Origin of the sequence: Paraburkholderia phenoliruptrix (assembly GCF_902859825.1) — a bacterium.
In the GTDB taxonomy this organism is placed as follows: Bacteria; Pseudomonadota; Gammaproteobacteria; order Burkholderiales; family Burkholderiaceae; genus Paraburkholderia; species Paraburkholderia phenoliruptrix.
Genome location: NZ_CADIKB010000003.1, coordinates 336596 through 359727, shown reverse-complemented (window position 1 = coordinate 359727; position 23132 = coordinate 336596). Strand labels below are relative to the sequence as shown.

Here is a 23132-nt window from a genome sequence, read left to right as displayed (position 1 = left end):
AAGACGGCCTTGCCCGTCCACGTGAGCCCCAACCCCATACGTCGGCCGTGCGACGGCGCAAAGGAGCACGAAGTGGAGCCATCGGCGCTTTCGCCCGCTGCGATACCACCGCTTCCCGTTGTCCTGGTGCATTTGGAGGAATGCAGTACAGCGCGGGCTGGTCACGAGGTAGGCACGCTCCGGGAACTCGCCCGGCAGATCGCGGAACTGAAAGGCACGCGGGTTACGGGCGAGTTCGACCCAACGCTGACTTATGCTGCCCATCGTTATCTGATTCCGGACCACACGCTAACGCTTACTGAAGCACATAAGCTCGGCGTGCGTTCGGTCCGCGATCTGTTCGGCGGGGTCGTGCCATTCCCGTTCGTCGCGACAAAGCTGATCGCGCACCCGTTGACCGAAGACGCGCGGCTGGCACCGCCAGGCTGGTCGCGGGCGTTCAGCGAGCACACTGCCTCGCTGGTTCTGCCGGGCTACTCTGTCTTTTCGCACGATGACGCCTGCAACGCGGCTCGCCGGCTGTGGCGGGATGGGCCCGTGAGGATCAAGCGGCCATCGGGCATTGGCGGAGCGGGCCAGTCGCTGGTCGCGAATATGGATGAACTCGAAACGGAGCTTACGGCGCTCGGCGAGGCGGCGTTGCGAACTGAAGGCATCGTCGTGGAGTGCAATCTCGATCCGATCGAAACGCTGAGCGTCGGCCAGGTCACGCTTGACGAACTCGTGGTGAGTTACTACGGCGTGCAGCATCTGACCATGAACAACCACGGGCATCGCGTGTATGGCGGCACGGATCTCGTCGCGGTGCGAGGCGGCTTCGACATACTTGCGCGACTCGACCTGACGAGCGACATCCATGAGGCCATCGCCAAAGCGCGTGCGTTCGATGCCGCCGTGCAAAACGATTATGCGGGCTTCTTTGCATCGCGACGCAACTACGACGTCGCATGGGGCATCGACGCGCAAGGCGCGCGCCAATGCGGCGTGCTCGAGCAGTCGTGGCGGATCGGCGGTGCTACGGGCGCCGAAATTGGTGCCCTACGCGCGTTCAGGGCAGATCCGTTGGCGTATGCGGTGAGCGCCTCGACACGCGAGATCTATGGGGACGAGGTGCAGATACCGGACGGCGCCTCGATTGTTTATCAGGGCGTCGATCCACACGCGGGCGCCATCACCAAGTACTACACGGTGGCTCGCCATACCTTGCAAGGGAGTGACGACAGATGACAGCAGAACGTTACGGCGTTCAGATAAAGCTGGAGCGCGGATACCTCGACGGTACTGTCCTCGCACCGACGACTGCCGTTCCGGGTGTTCTTTTCGTGCATGGCTGGGGCGGCAGCCAGGAGCAATATCTGGAGCGCGCCAGGCAGGCGGTGGCACTGGGCTGCATTTGCCTGACGTTCGATCTGACGGGACATGGGCGAACACAGGACGAACAGCAGAACGTGACGCGGGAGACCAATCTGCAGGATCTGCTCGCTGCGTATGATGCGCTCGTTGCACACCCGTCGATCGACCGGGAGGCAATCGCCGTCGTCGGCAGCAGCTACGGAGGCTATCTTGCGACAATTCTGACCGAGTTGCGACCCGTGCGTTGGCTTGGTCTGCGCGTGCCGGCGCTGTACCTCGACGACGGCTGGAATACACCAAAGCGCGCACTCCATGTCGAACATGACCTGGTGGCGTATCGCAAACGAATTGTGGCGTCGTCGGACAATCGCGCATTGCGGGCGGCCGCCCGCTTTGGCGGTGATGTGTTGCTCGTAGAATCGGAGCACGACAAGATCGTGCCGCACCCTGCAATCGCCAGCTATCTTCAGGCGTTTCTGAACGCCCACTCGCTCACCTACCGGATTATCGCTGGAGCGGATCACGGGCTGTCGGACGACGCCAGCCAGCGGGCGTATACCAGCCTGCTGGTGAACTGGCTGACGGAGATGGTTGCCGGCCAGCGCGCAGGCGACCGGGGAGGCGCGCCACATTAGGCACCCGATGGAAAGCGCACGAGTGTCCCGGTGAGCCAATGCGACGAACGGAACGCCCCGTTCGAGCGAAGGCATTCCATTGCCTGCTTTCCGTTCGCTGTCCTGAATGCCGCGGTTTCTCCCCGGCAAAGCATGGTGCCGTGAGACGGTCGAACACGCACGGGCCTCAGGCTTCTATTGCATTCCCCAGAGAGATGTGAAACCCGGGCTGTACGAGTGTAGCACCGTCCCTTGAGACCCATTCGCCGAATCGGAAGCCGTCCGGGTTTACTATCCCGCCGGCCTTTCAGTTACATGACGGGCCTCCTATTTTTATCCGACTATTGGCATTGGCGCCAAATGGGAAACACCATGTCTTCCTCCACGACGCTACCGTTCCCATTCGAGCCCCGTTACTATCAAACCGACGTTGCCTTGGAAAACCTCGACTGTCTGCGCCGAAGGAATGGCCGAACTTCACGATCGTTCGTTCCGTAGGCGAGGCTTCGACAGGTCAACGACTGAAAGTCAGAACGCGTATGACTGAACCTGAGATCCGCCATGGACGACAACAAGCTGCAACCTCCTCCATTTTCCCTCCTCGACAGATATCGAGGGCGGGATTTTCATCCGCTCTACACGACGACGGTCACCGTTTCCAGGGGCGAAACGGGACGCGGCCGAGCCTCGGGCGTGGCCCGTTCAGATGACGGAAATCTCGTCGTGGAATTGCGGCTGCCCACGGAGTTCGGCGGACCCAGCAACGGGACCAATCCAGAACAGTTGTTTGCAGCGGGGTTTGCAGCGTGCTTTCACGGCGCGCTGAAGCTGCTCACAAAGCGCGCCGCAATGGATCAACGATACCGTTGTGGAGGTGCAAGTTTCGTTTGGCCGCGATCCGATGGATGAAGGCTACGCATTGGTCATCAACCTCCGGGTCCGGATGCCGGGTGTTGACCGATCCGTGGCGGAAGAAATGGTTCGCACTGCGGAACGCTTGTGTCCGTATGCGAAGATGGCCAGACAAGGGACCGTCAATATCTTGACCATTGTTGACTGACTCGGTGACCGACCAGCACGTCGTAGGCATGCACCAGCGCGTGAGTGCCCGTAGCCGAGCCTGAGCGGCGGCGTCGCCGCGCCCGGCTGGGCCGCCGCGTTGAGCGCGACGGCTCGAGCAGCGCCAACGACTCAGTTAGAGGAGCCTTGCGGGTTACCTGCAGCGAGAGCCTCGGTGCGATTCGGCGACGGCGGATAGATCCACTGCTCGGAGGTCGAGGCACGTCGCATAGAACGGCCGCCTATATCCAAGCGTCGGCACACCAATCAGATCCGCAGCTACGTTGTGCCTCCCCGGATTGTCCCCTCGTCGCGCGTTGCGGCCAACGTACTCTATTTTTCCGGCACGAGAACAGGCGCGTCTTTGTCCTTCAGAAGCAGCACGATGAACTTCGCGGGTTGAGTCTGGCTCGCATTGCGGCCGACCGTGTGCACATCGTTAGGACCTTCATAGAAAGTTTGGCCGGGCGTTAGCGTCACTTCCTTGCCGCCTCTGACCTGCATCACGATCGCGCCTTCCAGTACATAGATGAAAGCGTGAGCATGATGCCGATGGACGGGATCGACCGACCCCGGCGGGTAAGTCACGGTGATCATCAGCGCTTCTTTGCCCGGGTAATCGTCCAGCGCTTTCGTCATCAGCGGCGCCACGATCGCTTCGGGCGCGGCCGCCCGGGCCGCGCCCATAAGTGCGCCCGTAGCGACGAACATTGCCATGACGGTGTTCTTCAGTCGAAACATGGTGTGTCATCCAAAAGACCCGCCCCGCACGTGGGGGACGAAGGTTGAAGGCGAAAGGCTAACGGGCCGGTTCAGGCGAGATTCGCCTTGTCGAGGCCGAATGCCTTGTCGGCCGATCCGGGCACCGTCCTGCACGCGATGTTTGCGCGGTTCCATGCGTTGATGGCCATCACTTCGTAGGTCAGGTCAGACAGTTCCTTCTCGGAGAACCGCGTGCGCACACGCTCGTAGATATCGTCGGATACGCCGGATTCTTCGAGTCTCGTCAACGCTTCAGTCCACGCAAGCGCGGCACGCTCGCGCGACGCGAACAGTGGCGAGTCGCGCCAGATCGCCAGATGATGGAGGCGCAGTTCACGCTCGCCGTGAATGCGTGCCTCTTTCACGTGCATGTCGACGCAAAAGCCACAGCCATTGATCTGCGACGCGCGGATCGAAACGAGATCGCGGATCGATTCTTCGATTTTGCTGTCCTTTAGCTGATTGCTGAATTCCAATAGCTTTTTGAACAGTTCCGGGGATTGCTGAATGTAGTTGATACGCTGCGTCATAGTTTTCTCCTGGGACAGTCGCGCCTGACGGAAGCCTTTAGCCGCAATGGACGGCACGAAGTCATCGTAGGCCGACGCGGCGAAGAGCGGTAGACACGCGAACGGGACCACGGTGTTGTCCTGAGGACACCAATCAAACGCCCTCGGCCGGAGTACGCTCAGCCATTAGTCCCAGCGGCTGGGACCGCGCGTCAGACGTCCTCGCTCATTTGTTACTCACCTGAGTTTGCCTGAGACACACATATGCACCTTGGAAAATCGTATAAGGTAACGGAGTTTCTGGTTTGGACTCGCCGGCAAATCTACTGGCTTCTGATCTGGGGTTGTGTACCGGTCGTGCTGTACAAGCTCTTTTCTTTTACCTGGTTGTCGGTACCCCTGACTATCGTTGTTCTGCTTGGAACTGCAACGTCGTTTATTGTCGGCTTCAAAAATGTCCAAACCTACAACAGGGCAACGGAAGCCCTGACATATGGGTTGACATTCTGGGCAAAAGCCGCCGCTTGGGACAAATCTCAGGATGCTTCACACTACGGGGTGTCTGGAGTCCAACTTCTACATGGAGCTTCAAAGGGCGCTCGGCGACTTCATAGCGCTGCAGTCAAGAGCGGAAGGTTTCAAGAATTTCCCCTATCCACGTCAATACGCAACGGTCAGTTCCTTATTTGTGAAGTTCTTCTGCCTGCTATTTCCATTCGGACTGCTTCATGAATTTGACAAGCTCAATGATGGCATGACGGGCTTCATGCAAGGCAACATGATATGGCTAGTAGTGCCATGCAGTGTCGCGGTGTCGTGGATGTACACGTCGCTCGAGCAGGTTGGGGAAAGCACGGAGAATCCGTTTGAAGGCGGCGCAAACGACGTTCCCATTTCAACGTTGTGCAGCATCATCGAGCGCGATCTGAAGGAAATGCTGGGGGAGCAGACCGCCGACCCAACCGTGGGCGTAATCATTGCACTTTAGCTGCCGCGCAAAAACCCACGCCGACCGCGCAATTCGACGCCGAGGCCGCAAAGCGGGCACGGAACTACTGCGTTCGGTGGGGAACGCTGTCGGGAAAAGGATACGGCGCGTGAGGGCCCGGCCATTCCGGCGCCGGCGGCCCGCTCAAGGCGTCGCACCCAGCCAGTGCAGATAAGACTATTGCGGCGAGCAAACTGATTGCGATCGTTCGCCGCACCGATTGTGTGCCCATCCTTGCCTCCGGGCGAACCTCATTTCCTCATTGGACTTTTGACTGCTGGGCAGGTTGCATTCCGCGGAAGGCGACGCCCCACGCCAGCCACTTCCGCGTGTGCCGTGATGCATTAGCGGCCGGCAGCACATGCAGTTCGTCGCCCAGCCGCCCTTCTGTCACGGTGGCTTCTGCATCTCGCGACGGCGGCATTGATGCAGATCAAGCCGGTTACCCTGCACGATGGCTTAAATGGACAGACGATCCGATCCTCGCGCCACCCGAAGACCTTTCAATGACACTCATCGAGAAACACAGTCGCACTTCGGCGAATGCCAATGCAAACGCAAATGCAAACGCGCAGGCCCGCCATGCCGACAGGGCGTGCGGCGCACGGGCCGAACGCGTGCGCCGCCTTATCGAGAGTCCGACCTATCTGCAAGCTGACGAAGATCCCGACTTTCTGCGGCGCCCGGAAATGTGCGGCGTTCGGCTGCAACTGGACTATTGGAAGACCGAAGAGACATTGCAACGCCACGGTATAGCGCACACGATCGTCGTGTACGGCAGTACGCGGATTGTTGCGCCTGCGGCGGCGCGTCGACTGGTGCGCAACGCACAACGCATCTGCGAAAGCGCACCTGAGAATCCGGCGCACCAACGCGCCCTGCAGTCAGCGAAGCAAGTGCTCGCGAGAAGCCGCTATTACAGCATCGCGCGCGAGCTGGGGCGTATAGTCGGTCGCGCTCGCTGCAGCGCAGGGCTGTCGTCCCTCGCTACTGTCACCGGGGGTGGGCCCGGCATTATGGAAGCAGCAAACCGCGGGGCGCATGGCGTCGGGGCGCCCAGTATTGGCCTGAACATCGCGTTGCCCCGCGAACAGCAGCCCAATCCGTATCTCACACCAGAACTTTGTTTCCGGTTCCATTACTTCGCCATCCGCAAACTTCACTTGTTGGAGCGCGCGCAAGCCGCTGTCTTCTTTCCGGGCGGCTTTGGCACCTGCGATGAGCTGTTTGAGGTGCTCACGCTGCTGCAGACCAGCAAGATCCGGCCGCTACCCGTCGTTCTCGTCGGCGAATCGTTCTGGCGGCGGGCCATCGACTTCGATTTTCTGATCAGCGAAGGAATGATCGCCCCGGAAGACATGGCGCTCTTCAGCTTCTGCGAAACGGCCCCGGAGATCTGGGCCACCGTGGCGCGGTGGCACCGGCAGCGTGAAACGCAAGCAACGTGCGTCACTTGCGTACCCGTTACGAAGGAGCGCGCGATCGAATCTCTCGCGGCATCCTCGCCGCATGTTCATGGTTGACGCGCGTCAAGCCGCGCCGGCCCGGCGCTGCTACCGTAAGAATAGATGCGCCGATCCGCGTGTGCATGCATGGCCGTTTCGTTGAATGGAGTCGATCATGACCGATGTGCAACCGCTGCTCTCCTACGAACCCGCGCCGCAGCGCGCGCCCGCGAGCGCGCAAGGCGAGACGCCTGCCGTCATCGGACTGCCCCGGCCGGATATGGCCAGTGGCTGACCGCTCATGAAAGCGCTGGCGCTACGCCTCCGCACGCGCGAGTTCTCCGATGCACCGCTGAAGGCTGCGACCCTCGGCGCATTGCTGTGGGCCGCCGACGGCGTCAATCGTCCTGCAACAGGAGGCCGTACTGCGCCGTCTGCGCATGCATTCAATGAAGTCGACGTCTATGCGGTGCTGTCCAACGGAGTGTATCGGTACGATGCATCCCAGCATCGGCTCGTTCTGAAACACGCAAGCGACGCGCGCAATCTGACGGGATATCAGGACTTTGTCGGAGCCGCGCTGCTCGATCTCCCGACGTCGCCAACGACATTGCGTTCCTCGCGATGGACCTGCGGGTGCATGCCGGAGACCGCCTCGCCAGCCGGCTACTGAACCACTGGCTCGAAACCTCGGGGGACTACGACGCGCTCTCGCTCATGCCCTTGTATAGCGTGTATCGTGCACTCGTGCGCGCCCGGGTCGTGTGTCTCAAAGCAAAAAGCGCTCCGCAGGAAGAACGCGCCTCGGCCACGCGCGGCGCCACGCGGTACATCGACCTTGCGCGGGCCGTGGCGCAAAGGCCGGATACCGTCCTGCTGCTTTGCCACGGCTACTCGGGTTCGGGCAAGTCCGTCGCGAGCCGCGCATTGGCGGATTTATGCGGCGCCGTGCGCGTGTCGAGCGATACCGAACGCAAGCGCTCGCCAGGGACTGTCCGCGCCCTCGACAGGAACGTCGCCCTACCTTACACGCAGGAAGCGCGACATGCGATCTACGAGCGCCTTCTTGGCCGCGCGTCGGACGTGCTTCAAACCGGCTATAGCGTGATTGTCGACGCCACCTTTCTCGAGCGTCGTCATCGCGATGCATTTTTCGTACTTGCTAGGCGTCTTAGCGTACCTGCCGCACTGCTCGATTTTCGCGCGGAAAAGCAGGTGCTGCGAGAACGGATCGATGCGTGCAAAATGGGCCCGGCCGATGCGTCCGACGCTGATAGCGCCACGTTGCAGCTGCAGCTCGCGGATTCCGACCCGCTCACAGCCGACGAAATGTCGCGAACCGTCGTGTTAGACACCGCCGTGCCGCTCGCGCAGTTCGACTCGGCGGCGTTCTGGGAACCTGTGCTCGACTTCGTCAACGCCGCCCGGTCTCGCCCGCATCCATCGCATAGGATAGCTGACGGCTTTTTTCCGAGCGGCTAGTCGCAGAAGCGGAAGTATCCGCTGTGCATGAGCACGGGCTTTGGCCCGATTTCCTCGAGCAGATTTGTTGCCGCTTGCTGGATGTGGCGCCGATTCGACTCAAAGGCGGCGAGCAAGTCCTCCTCCCGCAGCGAGGCCGCGCCGAAATGGTCTTCCAGCGCCTCCGCGGTAATGGCGCACTGCACCGGCACACCGTCTGCTTCTGCAGGAAAGGCAACGACGAGATCGCGCGCGCAATACTCGGGGCTTTCATTGGGGAAATAGATCTTCATGAAGTCCACCTGATCGAACGACAGCAGAAAAGCTCACAGGCTCACGTGCCGGCATGCTTCGTACGGCGTCCGCCACACGTGTGTCTGTCAGTCAGAATAGTGGCTAGCCGCACGTCGTCGAATTCACGCCGCGGTCTGCGCTTGATCGAGGTCAATAGCGGTGAAGGCGCTCGATACATGCTTCAATTTCCTCTGCCGATAAGGGACGGCGAACGGCTGACCGTGCTGCTTTACCTGCGCGGCACATTACAATGGTTTCGCCTGCCAGGAAACGCTGCGGCAGCACAGTCGGCTGTGCCCGTCGTCGCTGGGCACGGCTCACGCCGATCTGAATGCGACACCGTCGAATCGGACATTGCCATGTACAAGTCGATAGCGTGCATCGCCGCCTGCATCTTGTGCTTTGCGGGCTGCGCGCAGAGTCCCGCGATCCCGCCGCCAACGGCATGCACCGCCGGTGCGCCGCTCGATCTCACGCGATACATGGGACGCTGGTACGTGATCGCGGACACACCGTTTCTGAGCGAGCACGACTACGTCGGCAATTACGACGAATTTACGCTGCTGGCCGACGGCAAGATCGACGACCGATATCTGGGTCGACGGCATGATTTCGGTCAGCCCGTCACGGGAAGCCACTTCGTCGCGAAAGTCATTCCCGGAACCGGCAACACGAAGTGGCGCGTGGGACTTATCTGGCCTTTTGAAATCGTCGTGATTACTGCCTACGTTGACCCGGAATATCGCTACACGATCCGCTGCATGGCCGATGGCAATATGGTCTGGGTGCTGGCGCGCGATCCTCAAATGGACGAAGGCGCCTACCGGGACGTGCTGGCCCGGCTCGCCGCGATGGGGTTCCACACCGACCTGCTGCGCCGGGTCCCGCAGAAGCCGGAGCAAATGGGCCAACCGGGCTTTCAGTGACTCAGCTGCTCAGCCAGCTACCGTCTCCCGCGCGGATTCGTGTGCCTTTCCTTCTATCGCCTGCTGCAGCATCTCGTGGTCGAGCACTTCGCGCTCGAGCAATAACCGGGCGATGCGCTCGAGCGTCGCGCGCTGCGTGTCGAGCGTCGCGCTCACGCGCGAATGCGCTTCGTCCAGCATGCGGCGGATCTCCTCGTCCACAAGGCGCGCCGTGTCGTCGCTGCAGAACGCAGCACGCCATCGGTCAAAGCCCTGCGCGCCCAGATGTTCCGTGGAATCGCCGACGGTCGCAAGTCCAACACGCTCGCTCATGCCATAACGCGTCACCATATGGCGTGCCATGGCGGTGGCGCGCTCGAGATCGTTCTCCGCGCCCGTCGATACATCGCCGAATATGAGCTCTTCCGCCACGCGGCCGCCGAGCAGCGCATCCAGCCGGTCAAGCAGTTCGCCATGCCGCAGCACATAGCGATCCTCGGTCGGCACCTGCTGGGTGTAGCCGAGCGCCGCCACGCCCCGCGGAATGATCGACACCTTCTTGACCGGATCGCAATGCTTGCGGCTATGCGCGACGAGCGCGTGCCCCGCTTCGTGATAGGCAATCGTGATCTTTTCCTGCGCGTTCATCACGCGGCTCTTGCGCTCCATGCCCGTCATCGCGCGGTCGATCGCCTCGTCGAAGTCAGCCATGTCGACCGCTGCCTTGTCGGCCTCCGCTGCGTGCAGCGCGGCCTCGTTGACGACATTTGCCAGATCGGCGCCAACGAATCCCGGCGTGCGCGACGCGAGCTCATTCAGATCGACGTCGGGAGCGGTTTTCACGTGACGCATATGGACCGCGAGAATCTGGCGGCGGCCATTCAGATCGGGCCGGTCGATGGCGATGTGCCTGTCGAATCGCCCCGGACGCAACAGCGCCGGATCGAGCGTTTCCGGCCGATTGGTCGCGGCCACGATAATGACGCCGGAATTCGACTTGAAACCGTCCATTTCGATCAGCAATTGATTAAGCGTCTGCTCGCGCTCGTCGTTACTCGAAGTCAGGCCGGCTCCGCGCACCTTGCCGAGCGCGTCCAGTTCGTCGATGAAAATAATGCAGGGCGCCTCGGCCTGGGCCTGCTCGAACAGGTCGCGCACACGGGCCGCGCCCACACCGACGAACATCTCGACGAAAGCGGCGCCGCTCACCGAAAAGAACGGCACCCCTGCCTCGCCCGCCACCGCTTTCGCGAGCAGCGTCTTGCCGGTTCCCGGCGCGCCGACGATCAGCACACCCTTCGGTATCTTGCCGCCAAGCCTGCGATAACGTTCGGCGTCGCGCAAGAAGGCAACGATCTGCCGTAGCTCGGCCTTGGCCTCGTCGATTCCCGCGATGTCGTCGAAGGTAATGCCGGTTTCGTCCTGCACCAGGATGTGGGCGTTCGCCTTGCCCATCTTCGTGTATTGCTGCAAGCCGCCTGAGCGTCGTAAGAGGAGATGCCATACGAAGAAAAGCGTCACGAGCGGAATCGCCCAGGAAACCAGCATGCCGGGCCACGCACTGTCGACGTCGCCGGTATAGCGAATTCCGGCGGCGGACAGTGTTTGCGCGAGCTGGTCGTCGGCGACGCGGGTCGTCGCGAACCGCCACGGCTCGCCGCGCTTCCTGAGGGCCATTGCATCGGATGCCGGCAGGTAGGGTGCCGCGCCTGGCATCTTCAACGAACCGCGAATCCGCGTTGGCGTGACTTCCAGGTTGTCCACCTGGCGCGCCGCGACAAGCTGCTGGAAGTCGCTATAGGCCACTTCAGTGATGCCATCCTGAAGCGCCAGGAATTGCATGGCGGCAAGCAGGACAAAGAACAATGTCAGCGCAATGCTCGCCGCGTCCAACCGGCGAGTGGGCTTGCGTGCATCGCGCGACGAACGCTGAAGCGGCATCATGATTGCTCCGGCACGAGCAGAAGCGGTAGGTCGGTGACTTGCGCCACCGCGGCCGCCACGCTGCCGTAGCGCCACATGGCGCGCGGCATGCGGCCGTGCGTGCCGAGCACCAGCAGATCCGCGCCCCACTCCCGCGCTGCCTGCACGATCGCGTGCGCGAGATTGTCGCCGTGATGCGCGGCGGCGAGAGCGATCGAGGCCCAATCCCGCGAATTGCCCGCATCCGCGTCGAAAGCAATGTACGCCCGGCGCAACTCGGCCGTGTCGCCGGCCACTCGCGCTGCCTCGTCGAGCGCGCACCGGGCGCTCGCGCTGTCGTCGCTCGCAACGAAGATACGGCGCGGCGGAACATGGAACCGGTGCGATTCTTCCGAGGGAAGGTAGAGCACGTTGCACGCCGCGCTCCGGGCGACATGCGCGGCCGAGCGATCGTCGCACAGCACGATGTCGGCGCCGAAGCGGTGCGCAAGTTCGCCGAGCGACTGCGGCGACGCGGCGCCCGCGTCTGCTCGTGGCAGACACGATCCGGAGACCTCGATACCACGGCTCATCAGCGCACAGCGCACCGCCTCGGCGCTGGCGACGTCAGCGCCGAGGCTGCCAGCCACGCCTCGCGTCGCGCCGTCGACCGGGGAGGCGGCGTCCGTCAGCGCGGCGACCTCGACGACCGCATCGGGCGCGGCCCAAGCGTGGGCGTAATCGACGGCCATCAGGGGGAAAGCGCCCCCGCCTCGCACCGCGACGAGGAGCCTGCGATAGCCGCCGCGCACCGCGCGCGCTGCCGGGTTCGTGCGCTTTTCTCGCGCCTCGCGCAGCGCTTCAGCGGATTTCATCGTGCTCTCCAATGGCGAACGGCATTCGTCCAGCATCGGCGATAGCGCGATAGGCGGCTTGACGTCGATCAATCCGCGGCAGGAATCAGCCCGCCCCCCAGCGCGGCATAAAGCGCGACCGTATCCTGAAGACGTTGCGCGCTCGCCTGCAGCCAGGCAAGGCGCGCCTGATGATACTGCCCGTCGGCGATCAGGATCTGCACGTAGCCGACCGTGCCCGCCTGATACGACGCCTTCATGAGCCGCAGCGCATCGGCGGCGGACTGCACCGCGCGCGCGTCGGCCAGCACCGCTTGTGCGTCGTGTTCGAGCGCCCGCAGCGTGTCGGCGACCTGGGCAAACGCCGCCAGCACCACTTCGCGATAGGCGGCCTGCGACTCGTCGTACGCGTCCATCGCGGCCTTACGCTCGAACCACAGCGCGCCGCCATGAAACACAGGCGCCGTCAGCCCTCCCGCGACGCTCCACACTGTCCCGCTCGCGTTGCCGAGCGAGTGCAGCACCGTACTGTCGAAACCGCCCGACGCCGACAAAGTGATTTGCGGAAAAAGCGCCGCTGTGGCCACGCCGATATTGGCGCTCGCCACGTGAAGCACCGCCTCTGCCTGCAAAATGTCGGGACGCCGCCTGACGAGCGAGGACGGCACGGTTTGCGGCAGCACGCCCGGCAAAGCGATTTCGTCGAGTGACAGACCGGGCGCGCTCCACTGTTCCGGATACATTCCCGCCAGCACGGCGAGCAGATCCTCCGCCTGTGCCCGCTTCTGCTCGAGTTGCGGCACCGACGCTTCCAGCGTCGCCAGTTCACTTTGCAGCGACAACACGGCCGACCAGGCACCCGTGCCGGCGCTCACCTGTGCTTCGGTAATGCGGATCTGCTCGCGCACGAGTTCGATCATCTCGCGCGTCGCGACAATCTCGTCGCTGTAAGCCGCACGCGCGATCATCGTGTTGACGACATTGGCGGCGAGCGTGAGATACGTCGCTGCAAGCGCATAGCGCTGCGCCTCTACCTGAGCAGCAAGCGCTTCGACCTGGCGCCGCTGACCGCCCCAAATATCGAGCGTATAACTGACGCTCGCCGACAGCGTGAACAGCTTGAAGATCGACGCGGCACCTGAGCCTCCGGTGCGCAACGGCGAAAAGCGCTCACGCGCCGCGCCCGCCTGCGTGTCGATCTGCGGGAAAAATGCGCCTGCGCCTGCCCGCAGAAGATGCTCGCTCTGTCGCAACGTGGCCTGCCCGCGTTCGAGCGTCACGTTGCCCGTCAAGCTTTCGTCGACGGCCAGATCGATCGTGCGACAGCCGAATGTAGTCCACCAGTCGTCGCGCATCCGTACTGCCGGTGAAAGCGTCTGCGCGGCGCCGGGCGCCTCGAAGCTCGCGCGTTCCGCCGTCACATAGTGCTCCACCCGCGGCGTCGACGGTCGCGAGAAATTCGGACCGACGGTGCATGCGACGACGAGCAGGGTGGCCGATGCCAGCGCGACGCATCTCAGCACGCGCCACGGCGTGACAGGCGCGCGACGCTCATTTCGCGGCAATGTACACATCGACGATCTGCCCTGGAAAGAGTCGCATGCCGTCGCGCGGCACCACGCGGAACAGTACCGGCAGCACGCGCACGTCGACGCGTTCCGTGCGCTGGTCGGTCAACTGGATCTTGGGCGTCACATAAGGCTGCACGCGCATGAATTGCAGATCGGCCTGCACGGACGTCCCGCGGATGAACATTCGCCCCTTCAACTGATGAACGTCGGCAAGCCGGCTGATCAGTATTTCGTCGACATAGCAGCGCACCGCGAGCCGGTCCGACGGCGTACCGATCACAAGCACGGGCGCATTGCCCTGTGCATAGGCGTCATAGACGCCCTGCGGCGACAGATAAGCGCCGAGTGCCGCATTGATGGACAGCACCACGCCGTCGGCGGGCGCACGCAGCGTGTAACGGTCGAGTTGTGCCGATGCCGCTTCGGAGGCCTTGCGCAACGCCTCGACCTGGCGCTCCTGATTGCGCACGTCGAAGGTCCACGCTCCTGCGCGCGTGAGTCGGTATTGCCGCGTGACGACGTCGAGATTCGCGCGCGCCACGGCCACGCCGTTCGCGGCGTTATCGAGTGTGTCGCGGCTCACCGCCTTGGGATCGATCTGATACGCACGCTGTTGCTTGTCGAACTGGTCCTGCGCCATCTTGAGACTCGCACTTGCCGCGCTCACCTGGGCACTGGCGACGTTCAGCGTTTCCGGTCGCGGCTGTGCGCGCAGTTCGTCGAGCAGCGATTGCGCAGCCTCCGCCTGCGCGGCGAGCTGCGCAACCGTGGCCCGCTGCACGGAATCGTCGATGCTCAGGAGTGGCTCGCCGCGTCGCACGGTCTCGCCGTCGTGGACGAGCACCTTCGTCACGGCGCCCGACACGTCCGGATAAATGTTGATATTCACGCCCGCCGGCTGATCGCTTTCCACGATGCCCGTCGCGTAGACGCCGCGCGCATAAGGGTTGGAGGCGGGTTCGAAAACCGGTGGCTGCGGCGGCTGCTGCACGCCGTACACCCACGCGGCCACCACGCCGGCGACAAAGCCCGCGAAAGCGAGCAGAAAGAGCGCTTTCCGTTTCACTTTCCTTCTCCCGCGTCGATGGTTTTGAGTTTGCCGTCCTCCATGTGCATCACACGATCCGCGTAGTCGAAGATGCGGCTGTCGTGCGTCACGATGACAATGCAGCGATGCGCGTTCAGAATCTTGTGTTTGACGAAATCGATGATCGAGCGTCCGGTGTCGCCGTCAAGTGACGCAGTCGGCTCGTCGAGAATCAGAATGTCGGGCTGACTCACCATGGCGCGCGCAATCGCCACACGCTGCTGTTCGCCGCCGGAGAGTTTCATCGGCGGTAAGGCTGCGCGGTTTCTGAGGCCTACCACGTCGAGCCAATTCAGCGCCTCGTCGATGGCTTTGTCCCAGTCGCGGCGCTTCAGAATGAGCGGAATCGCGACGTTTTCCGCGGTGGAAAGGCGTGGGAACAGGTGATAGTCCTGGAAAACGAAACCAATGCGATTGAGGCGGAAATCGGCAATGGCGTCGTCGTTCTGCTGCCAGAGATCGACGCCCTCGATGGAAACCGCGCCGGAATCCGGCCGCAGAATGCCGGAGATCACGCTCAGCAGCGTCGTCTTGCCGCTACCCGACGGACCGACGATCAGCAGCATCTCGCCGAAGCGCGCCTGCATGGCGACGTCGGCTAACGCCTGGGTGCGGGCCTCGCCTTCGCCGAACCACTTGTTCAGGCCTTGTGCGTCGATCGCAACGGTGGGCATGGCTAGCCCCTGAAGATATCGAACGGTTCGATGCGCAGCACGCGCCTCACACCCAGGTAGCTCGACAGGGTCGCAATCACCACCACCATCGCAAACGCGAGGGCAAGGTTGCCGAACGTGATCATCGCGGCATAGTCCGCCACCCGCAGGCGCACGAGACTGATCGACGCCGCGCACAACCCGACGCCCAGCCCATATCCCGTCAGGGCCGTAAACGTCGCCTGAAACAGGATCATCGCGACAAGCTCATGGCCCTTCGCGCCGATAGCCTTCAGTGCTCCGAACTTTTCCAGGTTTTCGAGGATGAACGTATAGAAGGTCTGGCCGGAGATCGACAGACCCACGAGAAAGCTGATCGCCGTCATCAGCAGGATGTTGGTGCCGAGGCCGGTTTCATATTTGTAGAAGTGCGAGATGCGCTGCATGAACTCGGATTTCGTATAGGCGACGTATCCGAGCGAAGCGACAACCTGCTTGATATGCGCGACATCCGCGTCGGTTTTCGGCTCGACCAGAATGTATGACGTCGTGTAGCGCGCCGATGGGATGTACTGAACGGCCCGCGTGTAAGTGGTGTAAAGCGTGGGTGTACCGAACAGACCGCTGCTCGTCACGGTGGCGATGCCGACCACCACCCCGCGATGGTCGTTCAGTTCGAAGTCGGTGCCGAGCTTAGGATTGTGCAACTTGTGGATTTCCGCGTCGTCGATGGCGATGAAGCCGTTTTCAGCGTAAATATCTTCGATACGGCCGGCTTTCATCTTCGGCCAGCCGAACAGGCTCGCGTCGTCGAGCCCGATCACCGTAACGGCCTGGTAGGTGCCGTCGCGCAAACGGACGAGCGCCGCTCCCGAATACAGCGGCACGGCATATTTGACTCCGTCGACGCTGCGTACCGCGTCGATCACGTAGTCCGGCATGCCGATGCTGTTGGCGATGGTCTGGACGGCAGGGTCCATCACCCACACCTTCGCACCAACGTTGATCACCGTAGCCGAGGATTTGTTGAGAATGCCGGCAAAGAGTGACGTCATCTCGATCATCAGAAACACCGCGAACGTAATGCCGACAATCAGCGCCGTGAACTTGGCGCTGTCGTTCACGAGCAGCTTGAAAGCGAGGCGCAGAATGCCTTTCATCTCGTGGTTGTCCGTGCACGGTTGAGAAAGGCCGGCATCGTCGCGAGCCCTCCTTATGAGGCCTCGGGCGCTACCCTGCCCGCCTTCGCGATATCTTCAATGCTGGCGTGCTCGCCGGCTTGACTTGTGTCAACGGTGAACGCGACGCAACCCGCATGGCCGGCACGCAAGCGGCCCGAAATCAGGCCGCGAAATCAGGCCGCGAAGAGCCGCGTACCCATGGCAGCCAACGGCGGCGGCGGCGGGAACACGTCCCACGCGCCGCTGCCGTGCCTGAAAAAGACAATGCTCAAGGGCCGCGCCGACACCTCGCCTTCCAGACAGACATAGCGCACGCCATTGCTGCCGAAGCGTCCGGTCTGCGTGATGTGAGCCGGAATTGACCGCGTCGGCGCAAGCCATTTGTCGACAAGCGCTCTGAGGGACATGCTGTTGCCGTTCATCTCGTGCTCCTCGGTTTGTCTTTGACGGCGCCCGAATGTGTTTCGGCCGTTCGTTGAATTCATTATTGAGGACACGTCTCGCGATTTAAATCAGCGACGCTTGAATCGCTTGTAGTCGGCAGGGTGAGGCAGTAGGAGTTTTCTTACTTGCTGTTGTCGTTTGGCTGAGGAGGCGCCATAGTTCATTCAATTAAGTGAATCACCGGCACGCGCCGCCCGTCGACCGCGCCCGCTGTCAGCGCACCACGAGGCGGTCCACCACCGCTTTAACGCCGGCGGTGGAGCGCGCCGCGCCCTTCACGATGGCACGCTCGATGGGCGAACTGACCCTGCCCGACAGAATCACCCGGCCGTCTTCCACTTCCACGCCGACATGCTTCAGTTCGCGATCCGTGTGGCGCTGAATCGCCTTGCGGATATTGCATTCAATGTCGACTGTGGACGCCGAACCCCGGATCCTGATGTTGTTCGTCACGCCCGTCACGCCGCGCATATGCACGATGTTTTTCTCGGCGATACGGCTACGGTAGCCGTCTTCGACCTCGCCGCTCAGTGTCACCCAGCCCTTCTCCACCTTGATCCGGATGCCGCTGTCTTCCAGCCCGGCGATCCAATCGAGCACCGCGCGCACGCTCAAGGCGACGTCTTCGTCCGTACGCTGCTCCGTGGCCGGCAGTTTGACGTCGATGCCGATCACCACCGCGTCGACACCCTCGATTCGAAGCGCGCACTTTTCGGCCGCGACCTTCGCCGCGTAGTTTGGAACATGCCCCGTGAGCGTGACGATGCCGTCGACCACTGCAACGCCAATTCCGTTTGCGTCGACGGCCGGACTGTTCGTCAGTTCGTCCTCGACTTCCTGCTTCAGTTGACTATCCGGCTTCATGGCTTCGTCCTCGTGAAAATGGCTCGCGGCACGACGATCGGCGTACGCCTGCCGATGTGCGCATTCTGGGCGCGCCGTCTCGATGATGGTTGATGCATATCAAGCGCCAGCCTCCGGCCGAGATCCTGCGCTCGGTGTGGTTATGAAGATTCGTTGCGCGCGCGTTTGACTGTGATCAATCGTTTGGCGGCGACTGCGCCTATGCTGCACTACACAAACGGACCGAGTCGCGGGATCGCAGCCATTCCGATCCGCCAATGGACTTTGTCCGATCTCGTGCACGACCGCCCTGCAACCCTCGAATCGGATCCGTCGAGCCCACCCATGGTCACCGTCAACCGCAGTGAGCACGAGCTTGCCCACATCAGCTCGATGATCGGACAGCTCGAACGATTGCTGGAGCGGGAGTCCTCGCCCTCTTCGCACGCCGTTTTCCACGCGGAATACTGGCGACGCCGCGTCGAGTCGCTGTTGGCGCAGGCCGGCACGGCGACGCCGGTCGCGGCCCGCGCGGCCGTCCTCATGGCGAGACTCGACGCACTGGACGACGCCCTCGCGTCGGCGCCGCGCAGCGCCCGCCCCGTCAGCCGATAGCGCCGCACGGAGACCCGCCCTATCATGCCGCGCCCGCTCGCCTGCCGCGCTTCGCACGTTGCGCATACCTGCCGGCGCGGGTTGTCGCTGATGCTGGCCCTGCTCGTCTTTTCGTCGCCCGCGCGCGCACAGCCGCCTGCTCCTCGAGTGTCCGTGCTCGTGTATCACCGCTTTGCGGCCAGCGTTGAAGATTCCATGACAGTGCGGGTTTCGACGTTCGAGGCTCAAGTGCGCTTCCTCAAGGAACGCGGGTATCGGTTCGTGCCGTTAGGCGATGTCGTCAACTGGCTTGGCGACGCCGCTGCGACCCTGCCGTCACGATCGGTCGTCATCACTGTCGACGACGGCCACCGCTCCGTTTTCGATCAGCTGCTGCCCATTGCCCAGCGCGAGCACCTGGCGGTTACGCTCTTCGTCTATCCGTCCGCGATTTCGAACGCGCAGTACGCTCTCACCTGGAACCAGTTGCGCACGCTCAGGGAATCCGGCCTGTTCGACGTTCAATCGCACACCTACTGGCATCCGAACTTCAATATCGAGCGGCGTCGCCGGACATCCGCGGATTTTCGGCAGTTCGTGCGTATGCAATTGGAGACGTCGCGCCGGCGCATCGAGACGCAATTGGGTGGCAAGGTCACGATGCTCGCGTGGCCGTTCGGCATCTACGACGAGGAATTGATGACGCTCGCCGCCGAAGAGGGCTACGTGGCTGGCTTTTCTCTGGAAGCGCGAAGCGTTGACCGGCATTCCCGTATGCTGGCGCTGCCGCGCTTTCTGATCGTCGATTCACATGGCGTAGCCGGCCTCGCCGCCCTGCTCGGCGAACCCGCGCCGCCCCCCAACGGCAACCCAGGCGGCAACTGATCATGGGCCATATTCCGCTTCCGGCTGCTCTCGCGCTCGCGTTGACCGCTCTGCTGACGAGCCTGCCGTGCAGCGCGGCGACCGGCAGGGTCGTCGACGAGCTTTCGGGAAAGCCGGTTCCGCATGCGCTCGTGACGAGTACCGCTGGCGTGCAACATGCAGACGAAAACGGCAACTTTGAGTTCGAGCCGTCCGGCGCCGGCATCGCCGCGCGCGCACCCGGCTACCTGCGCACGAGCACGCGCACGAGCGGCGAGACGCCGCTCAGGCTCAAACTCACGCCGTTTCGGCCGAAAGCCGTGTATCTGTCGGTCTACGGCGTCACGAGCCCCATGTTGCGAGACGAAGCGCTCGCGCTCACGCAGACCACGGCGATTAACGCGTTAGTGATCGACATGAAAGGCGACCGCGGTCTCACGCCCTATCGCAGCCCGGCGCGCGAGGCGGCTGGCGCGTTCGCGCAGATCAAGGACAAAACCCCCATGGAGCGCGATTTGCCGGCGCTGCTCGCGAGCCTGCATCGCCGCCACCTTTATCTGATCGCGCGAATCGTCGTGTTCAAGGACGACCCGCTGGCCGACGCACACCCCGGCTGGACCGTACGCGATGCAAACGGCGCACCCTGGCGCGACCGCGAGCATCTGCAGTGGATGGATCCGTTTTCGCGCGACGTCTGGGCACACAACCTCGATGTCGCCGAAGAGGCCGCGCAAATGGGCTTCGACGAGATCCAGTTCGACTACGTGCGCTTCCCGGATGCAAGCGGCCTGCGCTTCTCGCAGGCCAACACGCGGGCCAATCGCACCGCCGCCATCGTGGGCTTCCTGCAGGCCGCGCGTGCGCGCCTTGCGCCCTACAACGTGTTCGTTGCGGCGGACATTTTCGGCTATGTCTGCTGGAACCTCGACGACACGGCCATTGGCCAGCAGATCGAACTGCTCGGCGCGTCGCTCGATTACATTTCGCCCATGCTGTATCCGTCCGGGTTCACCTGGGGCTTGCCGGGCTGCACGAACCCGGTTTCCGACCCGGGCCAGATCGTGCGCCGTTCGCTTGCGGAGGCGGCCGAGCGGACAGGCCTGCCGGGCGTGCGGTTTCGCCCCTGGCTGCAGGCGTTTCGCGACTATGCGTTCGATCATCGCGAATTCGATGCCGCCGAGATTCGCGCCCAGACTGCCGCGGCCGAAGCCGCCGGCAGCGACGGCTGGATGCTCTGGAATCCGCGCAATCGCTACGACCCCACGGACCTGCCGCGATGAGACCGCCGCTCGCGCGAAGCGTCTTTGCGCTCGGACTAGCGGTGGTGCTCATGCACACACCGTTGCGCGCGCAGGCTGCTCCGCTCGACACCGCCATAGAGACCGAGCTGCGCCATATCGTTCTCGGACAGATCGAGGCCGGCCGTCTGCCGGGCGCAGTCGTGATCGCCGGCACCGCACACGAGGTGCAGTATCGCGAAGCGTTCGGCCTACGCATGACAGAACCGCACGAAGAAGCGATGACCGTCGACACGGTTTTCGATCTCGCTTCGTTGACGAAGGTAATCGCGACCACAACCGCCGTTCTCCAACTCTCCGAAGCGGGCCGCATCGACCTCGACGCGCCTGTCATGCGCTACTGGCCGCAATTCGCCGCGAACGGTAAAGAGACGGTGACCGTGCGCCAATTGCTCGCGCACACGTCGGGCCTGCAGGCGGATCTCGCCGCGCGTCCCGCGCGCGGGGGCCGCGCGGGCGTACTGCGCGCAATCGCCCAGCAGCGTTTGCAGGCGGCGCCCGGCGAACGGGTGATCTACAGCGACCTGAACTTTGCCGCGCTCGGCGAGCTGGTCGAACGGATAACCGGGGAGCAGCTCGACGAATACTGCCGCGCGCATATTTTCGGCCCGCTGCGCATGCACGACACGGGTTTCCTACCCGACGCCCGGCATGCGGCTCGCAGCGCGGCCACGACGGCGGGGCGTGCGGGCATGCGCCAAGGCAACGTGCACGATCCGTTGGCGAGCTGGATGCAAGGCGTGGCCGGCAATGCGGGGCTTTTTTCCACCGCCGGCGATCTGGCGCGGTTCGCGCAGATGCTGCTCGACGGCGGCGCCGCCCCGGCCGCACCCGACGCGCCGGCCGTTCGCGTGCTCTCGCCTGCCAGCATCGAGGCGCTGACCGCCCCCGCCTCTCCTCTCGCGACGCCGCCATGGCGAAGCCTCGGCTGGGCGCTCGCCAGTCCGTTGACGGCGAACCGCGATCGGCTGCCGCCCATCGGCATGATCGAACACACGGGCTATACGGGCACGGGTATCTGGATCGATTTCGTCACGCGCCGTTTCGTCGTCATATTGACGAACCGCGTTCATCCGGACGATAGCGGCGACGCCCGGCCGCTGCGAGCGCAAATCATCGCCGCAATGGCAAGCCTGGCGCCGCCGATCGGCGCCGCCGGGATTGCCGGCGCGCTGCCCGGCGCGACGGCTGCGTTGGCCTCGGTCAGCCGCCTGCCGGTTGCCACGGGACCGGTCAGAAGCGGTCTCGACGTGCTCGAGGACCAGCAGTTCGCCCCGCTCGCCGGCCTGCGTATCGGTCTTGTGACCAACAGAACCGGTTTCGACGCAACCGGAACCCGCACCGTCGACGTGCTCGCGCACGCGCCACGCGTCACGCTCGTCGCGCTGTTTTCGCCGGAGCACGGTTTGAACGGCGATGTCGACGAACAGGTGAGCGATTCGCGCGACGCAGCCACCGGACTCATCGTGCACAGTCTCTATGGCAGCACGCAGCGCTTCCCGCCGGACGCGCTCGAGGACATCGACGCACTCGTGTACGACATCCAGGACGCGGGCGCGCGCTTCTTTACCTACGAAACGACGCTCGGCTACGCGCTGGAGGCCGCGGCCGCGCGTGGCATTCCGCTTTTCGTGCTCGACCGGCCTGATCCGCTTGGCGCCGACCGCTTCGGCGGTCCGGTGCTCGACTCCGGGCACGAGTCGTTCACCGGCTACTACCCGCTGCCGCTCGAGCCGGGCATGACGGTCGGCGAACTGGCGGCGCTCTTCAATCGCGAGCGGCATATCGGCGCGGACTTGCGCGTGATTCCCATGACCGGCTACCGGCGCTCGATGCGTTTCGCGGACACCGGTCTCGGCTTTGTGCCCCTGTCGCCCAATTTACGAACATTGGCGCAACTCGACCTGTACCCGGAAGTGGCGATGCTCGAAGGCGCGAATCTCAGTGTAGGACGCGGCACGGCCGCGCCGTTCGAGCTCATCGGCGCACCGTGGATCGACGGCGAACGTCTTGCTGCGGGCCTGAACGCACTCGATACCGGTGTGCGCTTCGCGGCAGCGGACTTCGTGCCGACCGAGTCGAGCTGGCACGGCCGCCTGTGTCACGGCGTCCAGATCGTGCCCGGGCCGCATGCGCCGGCGCCGCACGCGGGCCGCCTCGGGCTCGCGCTCGCCGCGACGTTGCGCGCGCTCTACCCGATGCACTTCGATGTCGCGGCGACACGCGACGCCATCGGCTCGCGCGCCGTCTGGCAGGCACTCCGCGACGGCGCTGGGCTCGATCAGCTGGACGCGCTGGCCGTCGAAGAAAGCCAGCGCTTCGCGCCGTTGCGCGACAAGTACCTGCGCTATTGATCAAGCTCAACGAGTCCCGCCTCCCTCCGCCCACAATGAATCGATAGACGGGCAGCGGCAGCCACGCTCCGTTTTCCGTTTTCTTCAACGAGCAGAT

Annotated in this window: 20 protein-coding genes and 3 pseudogenes; 12 read left to right on the top strand and 11 right to left on the bottom strand. The window is 63.4% G+C overall.

The features are described from left to right. The first annotated feature begins 72 nt into the window (after positions 1 to 72). The 3 genes and pseudogenes from HV711_RS06260 to HV711_RS06250 all read left to right on the top strand — a co-directional run bounded on the left by HV711_RS06260 (position 73) and on the right by HV711_RS06250 (position 3027). Positions 73 to 1227 (top strand): DUF3182 family protein, encoded by a 1155-nt coding sequence (locus HV711_RS06260; RefSeq protein WP_035477262.1) that lies wholly within the window; start codon positions 73 to 75, stop codon positions 1225 to 1227. Further along, complete coding sequence (locus HV711_RS06255) at positions 1224 to 1988, top strand: alpha/beta hydrolase family protein (protein WP_035477265.1); 765 nt, start codon at positions 1224 to 1226, stop codon at positions 1986 to 1988. The genes HV711_RS06260 and HV711_RS06255 overlap by 4 nt, the downstream gene beginning before the upstream one ends. 540 nt (positions 1989 to 2528) lie before the next feature. Continuing rightward, positions 2529 to 3027: pseudogene (locus HV711_RS06250) on the top strand (Ohr family peroxiredoxin). 332 nt (positions 3028 to 3359) lie between these two features. On the opposite strand, the gene HV711_RS06245 reads toward HV711_RS06250, so the two are convergent. Both HV711_RS06245 and HV711_RS06240 read right to left on the bottom strand, forming a co-directional pair. After that, the gene (locus HV711_RS06245) at positions 3360 to 3767 is read right to left on the bottom strand and encodes a cupin domain-containing protein (RefSeq protein ID WP_028360074.1); all 408 of its coding nucleotides are present in this window, start codon (positions 3765 to 3767) and stop codon (positions 3360 to 3362) included. 71 nt (positions 3768 to 3838) lie between these two features. Continuing rightward, positions 3839 to 4318: a carboxymuconolactone decarboxylase family protein gene (locus HV711_RS06240; protein WP_035477268.1), complete on the bottom strand. Its 480-nt coding sequence runs from the start codon at positions 4316 to 4318 to the stop codon at positions 3839 to 3841. A gap of 243 nt (positions 4319 to 4561) precedes the next feature. Here HV711_RS06240 and HV711_RS33915 point away from each other — a divergent pair. The 4 genes and pseudogenes from HV711_RS33915 to HV711_RS06220 all read left to right on the top strand — a co-directional run bounded on the left by HV711_RS33915 (position 4562) and on the right by HV711_RS06220 (position 8212). Beyond that, positions 4562 to 5285: pseudogene (locus tag HV711_RS33915) on the top strand (bestrophin family protein). A 506-nt stretch (positions 5286 to 5791) separates the two neighbouring features. Then, on the top strand, positions 5792 to 6808 hold the full coding sequence (locus HV711_RS06230; protein ID WP_035477272.1) for an LOG family protein: 1017 nt from the start codon (positions 5792 to 5794) through the stop codon (positions 6806 to 6808). A gap of 97 nt (positions 6809 to 6905) precedes the next feature. Continuing rightward, positions 6906 to 7322 (top strand): annotated as a pseudogene (locus HV711_RS06225) (nitroreductase family protein); the annotation flags it as partial. Between the two features lie 44 nt (positions 7323 to 7366). Further along, entirely contained in the window at positions 7367 to 8212 is an 846-nt protein-coding gene (locus tag HV711_RS06220) for a P-loop nucleotide/nucleoside kinase family protein (protein WP_244142661.1), read from the top strand. Here HV711_RS06220 and HV711_RS06215 read toward each other — a convergent pair. Next, positions 8209 to 8484, bottom strand: coding sequence for a DUF1488 family protein (locus HV711_RS06215; protein ID WP_035477276.1), 276 nt, complete (start codon positions 8482 to 8484; stop codon positions 8209 to 8211). The two genes, HV711_RS06220 and HV711_RS06215, sit on opposite strands and share 4 nt — an antisense overlap. Before the next feature lie 360 nt (positions 8485 to 8844). On the opposite strand from HV711_RS06215, the gene HV711_RS06210 reads away from it, so the two are divergent. Next, positions 8845 to 9411 (top strand): lipocalin family protein, encoded by a 567-nt coding sequence (locus HV711_RS06210; RefSeq protein WP_028360078.1) that lies wholly within the window; start codon positions 8845 to 8847, stop codon positions 9409 to 9411. 9 nt (positions 9412 to 9420) lie between these two features. Here the strand turns inward: HV711_RS06210 and ftsH are convergent, their stop codons facing one another. The 8 genes from ftsH to HV711_RS06170 all read right to left on the bottom strand — a co-directional run bounded on the left by ftsH (position 9421) and on the right by HV711_RS06170 (position 17946). Further along, complete coding sequence (gene ftsH / locus HV711_RS06205) at positions 9421 to 11334, bottom strand: ATP-dependent zinc metalloprotease FtsH (RefSeq protein WP_051223908.1); 1914 nt, start codon at positions 11332 to 11334, stop codon at positions 9421 to 9423. After that, positions 11331 to 12167 carry a universal stress protein gene (locus HV711_RS06200; protein ID WP_175145025.1) on the bottom strand — a complete coding sequence of 279 codons (837 nt, stop codon included), beginning with the start codon at positions 12165 to 12167 and terminating at the stop codon, positions 11331 to 11333. Before HV711_RS06200 ends, ftsH begins: the two co-directional genes overlap by 4 nt. Positions 12168 to 12235: 68 nt before the next feature. Next, a complete protein-coding gene (locus tag HV711_RS06195; protein WP_035477284.1) occupies positions 12236 to 13720 on the bottom strand; it encodes an efflux transporter outer membrane subunit in 1485 nt (494 codons plus the stop codon). Then, positions 13698 to 14783: an HlyD family secretion protein gene (locus tag HV711_RS06190; protein ID WP_035477286.1), complete on the bottom strand. Its 1086-nt coding sequence runs from the start codon at positions 14781 to 14783 to the stop codon at positions 13698 to 13700. The genes HV711_RS06195 and HV711_RS06190 overlap by 23 nt, the downstream gene beginning before the upstream one ends. Then, positions 14780 to 15478 (bottom strand): ABC transporter ATP-binding protein, encoded by a 699-nt coding sequence (locus HV711_RS06185; RefSeq protein ID WP_028360083.1) that lies wholly within the window; start codon positions 15476 to 15478, stop codon positions 14780 to 14782. Before HV711_RS06185 ends, HV711_RS06190 begins: the two co-directional genes overlap by 4 nt. Positions 15479 to 15480: 2 nt before the next feature. After that, positions 15481 to 16617: an ABC transporter permease gene (locus HV711_RS06180; RefSeq protein WP_028360084.1), complete on the bottom strand. Its 1137-nt coding sequence runs from the start codon at positions 16615 to 16617 to the stop codon at positions 15481 to 15483. 194 nt (positions 16618 to 16811) lie between these two features. Then, complete coding sequence (locus HV711_RS06175; RefSeq protein WP_028360085.1) at positions 16812 to 17060, bottom strand: hypothetical protein; 249 nt, start codon at positions 17058 to 17060, stop codon at positions 16812 to 16814. A 235-nt stretch (positions 17061 to 17295) separates the two neighbouring features. After that, the gene (locus HV711_RS06170) at positions 17296 to 17946 is read right to left on the bottom strand and encodes a BON domain-containing protein (protein WP_028360086.1); all 651 of its coding nucleotides are present in this window, start codon (positions 17944 to 17946) and stop codon (positions 17296 to 17298) included. Positions 17947 to 18147: 201 nt separating this feature from the next. Here HV711_RS06170 and HV711_RS06165 point away from each other — a divergent pair, with 201 nt between their 5' ends. From HV711_RS06165 to HV711_RS06150, 4 genes are read left to right on the top strand one after another with little or no spacing between them, the layout of a single operon-like run. After that, the gene (locus HV711_RS06165) at positions 18148 to 18540 is read left to right on the top strand and encodes a hypothetical protein (protein WP_175145023.1); all 393 of its coding nucleotides are present in this window, start codon (positions 18148 to 18150) and stop codon (positions 18538 to 18540) included. Positions 18541 to 18564: 24 nt separating this feature from the next. Then, a complete protein-coding gene (locus HV711_RS06160) occupies positions 18565 to 19404 on the top strand; it encodes a polysaccharide deacetylase family protein (RefSeq protein WP_035477292.1) in 840 nt (279 codons plus the stop codon). Between the two features lie 2 nt (positions 19405 to 19406). After that, positions 19407 to 20663, top strand: coding sequence for a putative glycoside hydrolase (locus tag HV711_RS06155; RefSeq protein ID WP_035477295.1), 1257 nt, complete (start codon positions 19407 to 19409; stop codon positions 20661 to 20663). After that, positions 20660 to 23035: a serine hydrolase gene (locus tag HV711_RS06150; RefSeq protein ID WP_035477298.1), complete on the top strand. Its 2376-nt coding sequence runs from the start codon at positions 20660 to 20662 to the stop codon at positions 23033 to 23035. Before HV711_RS06155 ends, HV711_RS06150 begins: the two co-directional genes overlap by 4 nt. Positions 23036 to 23132 lie beyond the last annotated feature (97 nt).